Annotated in this window: 6 protein-coding genes; 5 read left to right on the top strand and 1 reads right to left on the bottom strand. The window is 27.5% G+C overall.

The annotated features are described in order from the left end of the window. Nucleotides 1–75: 75 nt before the first annotated feature. Nucleotides 76–567, top strand: coding sequence for a CatA-like O-acetyltransferase (locus ACJDTP_RS27135; protein WP_406762975.1), 492 nt, complete (start codon nucleotides 76–78; stop codon nucleotides 565–567). A gap of 601 nt (nucleotides 568–1,168) precedes the next feature. Here ACJDTP_RS27135 and ACJDTP_RS27130 read toward each other — a convergent pair. Then, complete coding sequence (locus ACJDTP_RS27130) at nucleotides 1,169–1,486, bottom strand: hypothetical protein (RefSeq protein WP_023973813.1); 318 nt, start codon at nucleotides 1,484–1,486, stop codon at nucleotides 1,169–1,171. A 210-nt stretch (nucleotides 1,487–1,696) separates the two neighbouring features. On the opposite strand from ACJDTP_RS27130, the gene ACJDTP_RS27125 reads away from it, so the two are divergent. From ACJDTP_RS27125 to ACJDTP_RS27110, 4 genes are all read left to right on the top strand, one after another. Continuing rightward, entirely contained in the window at nucleotides 1,697–1,837 is a 141-nt protein-coding gene (locus ACJDTP_RS27125; RefSeq protein ID WP_197714526.1) for a winged helix-turn-helix transcriptional regulator, read from the top strand. Between the two features lie 85 nt (nucleotides 1,838–1,922). Beyond that, nucleotides 1,923–2,486, top strand: a complete 564-nt coding sequence (locus ACJDTP_RS27120) for a nitroreductase family protein (protein WP_012059396.1) — start codon at nucleotides 1,923–1,925, stop codon at nucleotides 2,484–2,486. 226 nt (nucleotides 2,487–2,712) lie between these two features. Then, nucleotides 2,713–3,609, top strand: a complete 897-nt coding sequence (locus ACJDTP_RS27115; RefSeq protein WP_406762974.1) for a GNAT family N-acetyltransferase — start codon at nucleotides 2,713–2,715, stop codon at nucleotides 3,607–3,609. A gap of 50 nt (nucleotides 3,610–3,659) precedes the next feature. Further along, on the top strand, nucleotides 3,660–3,944 hold the full coding sequence (locus ACJDTP_RS27110; protein ID WP_012059390.1) for a hypothetical protein: 285 nt from the start codon (nucleotides 3,660–3,662) through the stop codon (nucleotides 3,942–3,944). Nucleotides 3,945–4,221 lie beyond the last annotated feature (277 nt).

Below are 4,221 nucleotides of genomic sequence, written 5' to 3'. Positions count from 1 at the left end.
GGGTGATTTTCCTTTTTTAAATAACTTAAAACTAGAAAATTAGCTATTTAGCAAATATGAAATTTGCTCATTTATATGATTACAACTGTGGTTAATAATCATAAAGAATTCCGTATTTGTTTTGATCATGAAGGTAGTTTAGGATATTGGGATAGCATGAATCCAAGCTATACTATTTTTCATAAAGAAAACGAAACATTTTCAAGTATTTGGACGGAATATAATGAAAGTTTTTTACGTTTTTATAGTGATTATCTTGATGATATAAAAAACTATGGAAATATCATGAAGTTTACTCCGAAATCAAATCAGCCTGACAATACATTTCCGGTATCAAGCATTCCTTGGGTGAGTTTTACAGGATTTAATTTGAATGTGTATAATGAAGGAACATATTTAATTCCTATTTTTACAGCAGGAAAGTATTTCAAACAAGGAAATAAAATATTTATTCCTATATCAATACAAGTACATCATGCTATCTGTGACGGTTATCATGCTAGTAGATTTATTAATGAAATGCAAGAATTAGCATTTAGTTTTCAAGAATGGTTAGAAAATAAATAAATATATTTAGATAGTCATGTCTTGATCACATTATTTATGGAGTAATAAAAATAAAGAATAGAAGAAATACCGCATTATTCAATAAAAATGAATTTGCGGTATTTTTTTATTTAAGTACTGCACAATACTTAAAATAATGGGTACAAAAAATGCCCAATAAAGGGGCGTATATGTATGTGATAATTAATATTTGCGGGGTATTATATTACACGTTAATATATCTTAAATAATACGTAATTAAAATATCATAGTCCCAGATTAAATGATTGAAAATGGAGTACTAATCTGATTATGGAGACATCTTTAGGAGTACTAATCTGATTATGGAGACATCTTTAGTTTATGAGTATTTTATGAAATTTTCATGATAAAAATAATAAAAGCTCCCTAAAAATAAGGAACTCAAAAATTAATGGACAAAAGTGTAAATACTTATAAATAAAGAGTAACTAAAAGATAAAAATAACGATCAAGAGGTTTCCTGAAGGCTAACTTCATATAATTCAAAATATTAATATAATTTTTAAATAAGTATTCAAACAATTCAATTCAAACAATTCAATTCAAACTAATATGCTAAGTAGTTTGGGGATTTTGAAATTTAAGATGTAAAAGATAATTGACCACTACCAGCTATTATGACTTTATAACCATATTGCATAGGATTTAAGACATATTGCAATGAGTTTGGCTCAAAGCGTATAGATTGTTCCATTATCAGGTCTTCGTTAAGTATGGTGATAAAAGTCCTGCCACCAGAAACATTTCGAACTTTATACGGAACATTTGGAAGTAATTTTAAATCCTCAATACTATAAATCCCCTCAGAAAAAGTATTAGTTTGAGCGACAGAAGTTATTGAATTCATGCTAAATGATATAAATAGAAAAATAGAAAATACAATAATAGATTTTTTCATTTGAGTAGCCACCTTTCAAAATTCGAGTGTTATACAAGTAAGCAATTAAATTTATCATGTGGAATTATTAAATAAATATGCATAATGTAGATTTGTGAAGTAAATAAAATATGTTCTTTGAAAACTGAATAATGTGATATTTAAAAATCTGTTATAATATTTAGTAAACAAAAGAAAGTTTATTTAATAGATATTATGAAGGTTAAGGTTATGATAAAGAAAGAAGATATGCCTGTTTGTGATGTTGCCACAACTGTACAGATATTGGGCAGTAAGTGGAAACTATTAATTATAAGAGATTTAATAGATGGACCAAAGCGAAACAGTGAAGCAATGGGGACATTTGTATAAAGAGCGATTATAGAGACTTTTTTGTGCGTACTGTTCATATAAAAAAAGTCGTTATATAATAGTTTTATGAAGGAGCTGATATTATATGAAGACAGTTTTAGAAGTTATAAAAGAAAGAAGATCTATAAGATTTTTCAAAGAAGAACAGATAAAAAAAGAAGAGTTAGAGAAAATTTTAGAGGCTGGTTTATGGGCGCCGTGTGCAGGAAATCTACAAGCGGTAAAATTTGTTGTAGTTCAAGATAAGAGATTAAATGATGAATTGGGAAAGATAAATAGAGAACTTTTCGGAGCTGCAAGGAGAAACGATAAATCAAGTGGAAGTATTGCTGATGATGATAGTATTAAAAGTGCTTTTTATAAAGCTCCTGTAGTAATTTATTTATTTGCACCAGATAATTATCCTTATGCAATTCATGACTGTTGTGTTGCAAGTCAAAATATTATGCTTGAAGCAGCAGAAATAAATATTGGTTCTGTTTGTATTTCAAGAGGAGAAAAAACATTTGAAACTGAATTAGGTAAGAAAAGTAAGGAAAAATGGGGATTAGATAGTACTTATAAATGTCATAGTATCATTCCTCTTGGTTACATATCTAAAAATGGTAAACCACAGCCAAGGAAAGAAAATAGAATTATTTTTGATTAAAAAGATTTATTTATTGTTTAAAATTTAATAACGTATTTAAATATCACATTATCATAGTAATAGATAGATAATGTGATATTTTTTATGTACAGTTCTACACAATAGTAGATTGTGTAGTAGACAAATTATAATTTCTCGGTGCATACCCATTTTTGAAAGTCGCCTTGACAAAAAAATAAAAACGAGATAATATAGTTGATAATATCAATTAATTTGGAGGCGTGGTATGAATAAAGAGGAAACAATTAGAAAAGAGATAAGATTAATTGTGAGGGAATTGGGTTTATTAAATTACAATTGCTTTAATTCAGGCTTGACACTTGCACAAGCACACATATTAAACTACCTAAGGCAAAACGGAAAGACTCCTTTTAATGAATTGTTGATAAACCTGGGTATTGATAAGGCTTCACTTAGTAGAATAGTTAGTAATATGGAAGCAAAAAATTACTTAGAATTGAAAAAGTCTGAAAGTGATAAGAGAATGAGAGATATTTGCCTTTTACCATTGGGTTTGACAACTATTAATGATGGGGATTATAAAGCAAATACATTTATGAATGAAATTTTAGATTTAGGAGATAGCGAGGATATAGACGATATTGTTAGGGCATTTAAAGTATTTCGTATTCTTGCATTAAAAAACAATCTTAAAAAGAATGATTCTAGAATTTTGATTGAAAAAATTTCAGAAAATTATATGGATGATGCAATAAAATTAGCAACAGAAGTATTTTTTAATGAGCAGGGTATCCCAGTAGAATCAATTGCAATTGATGCTAATTTAAAACCAATCTGGTGGTGTGCAAGAGTAGGTGAAGACGTTATTGGGGTTGTTGCAACATGGAAAGAAAAAGATAAATGGAAATGGGGAAGATTTGCTATTGATAAGAGACTGCGAGGTTTAGGTCTTGGTCAAAAAATGGCTATCCATTCATTAAAAGAGATTTTTAGACAATATACGGACGAGTTATATATTGAAGCAAGAGAAGTAACCGTAAATATGCTAATAAAATTTGGATGCAAAGTTATTGGAGAAACAGAAGATTTTTATGGGGAGCCCATAACACCAATAGTATTAAATAAAGAATTGTTTGATGAACATTTGAAAAGTTATATCTAACATATAAAATTATTTGAAATAGAATCAAAATAAGAATAGAGGTGTTTTATATGAAAACAGAAAAAATTATACTTACTCTTGTTTTAGTTGTTATTTGTATTTTGATAACACAGATTTTTCTTGCTATGGCAGTTCTCATGCTTTGTGAAAATACTAATAGCAGAATAGAAATTTTTGCATATGTTTCAAGTGTGGCGCCTGGAATTATCTTAGGTTTATTTTTAGGTAAGCTATTTGAATTATTAACAGGAAGAAACTTTGGAAAAATGTATTACAGATTCTATTCTTTTGATAAATCTAATAATTTTGATAATGATAATAAAAATGTAGATTAAAATTCAATTAAATTTAGATATATAAATGTGCTTTATTAATGTAGTGATATAGATATTAATTAGTTAGATAAATTCCAATTTATCGTTGAGGTAATTTGTAATGTTCTTATATCATGAATCAATAAAATTAAATAACAAATTGTAAAATCGTATTATTCAAGAGATTGAATTTACGATTTTTTTTACTTCGAAATACTAAAATAGAACTAAATCGCTAAAAGCGACGGCTTGGTTTAGTGATTAAATAAAATTTTATATGGAAAAAATAAGAAGTGAA

It is taken from the genome of Candidatus Clostridium helianthi, from assembly GCF_045310795.1.
GTDB classification, from domain to species: Bacteria; Bacillota; Clostridia; order Clostridiales; family Clostridiaceae; genus Clostridium; species Clostridium helianthi.
The sequence above is the reverse complement of the archived record's forward strand: the minus strand, read 5'-3'. Positions and strand labels throughout refer to the sequence as shown.